Source organism: Winogradskyella psychrotolerans RS-3, from assembly GCF_000427335.1.
Lineage (GTDB): Bacteria > Bacteroidota > Bacteroidia > Flavobacteriales > Flavobacteriaceae > Winogradskyella > Winogradskyella psychrotolerans.
Genome location: NZ_ATMR01000195.1, coordinates 1 through 645 on the forward strand (window position 1 = coordinate 1; position 645 = coordinate 645).

Annotated in this window: 1 protein-coding gene; it reads right to left on the reverse strand. The window is 65.3% G+C overall.

Features of this window, described 5'->3' with window-relative positions; translation table 11 throughout:
- Positions 1-11: 11 nt before the first annotated feature.
- Positions 12-645 (reverse strand): hypothetical protein (locus ADIWIN_RS16945; protein ID WP_200859827.1); only part of this gene is annotated, 634 nt, incomplete at its 5' end.

The window sequence follows — 645 nt, forward strand, 5'->3', positions numbered from 1 at the left end:
GGATGCGCTCGTCATCGTTCTCCCGGCCCGGCTTCTGGCCACTGACGATCTCGCCTAACTCGGCGTAGAGGGGATTCCTGCGTGAGCCGGCCGCTGTCCACGTGCGCGCGCAGCGAGCCGAACTTGCCTGAGCTCGATTCGCGCCAGTCGTCGACGACGACCTTGTCCATGACGTCGAGCAGGTCGATTTCCACCGCGCTGATCGTCCCGTAGGGCACCACGAACGCGCCCTTCTTGACCTGCGTCGTGCGCAGCAGAGGTGTCGGTTCGTTGAGGCGTGATGCCTCGACCAAGATGTCGGCGTTGTCGAAGGCTTCCTCGGCAGTGGCCACCGCGCGGATCGGGGTGTTCGTGACCGCCCTCAGCTGGTCGACGAACGCCTCACGCGATTCCTGCCTGCGGCTGGTGACCCGGATCTCATCGAAGTCGAACATGCTGTCGAGCATCGTGACGTTGGAGAACGCGGTGCCGCGGGCTCCGACGTGGCCGAGAATACGCGAGTCCCGTCGCGCGAGATGCTTCGCTCCGACCGCGGTCATCGCCCCGGTGCGGACCTCGGTGATCAGCGTGGCATCCATCACGCTTAGCGGCACACCGTTGTGCGGATCGAATAGGGTAGCCATCGCAAGTTCGCTGGGGAGCCCC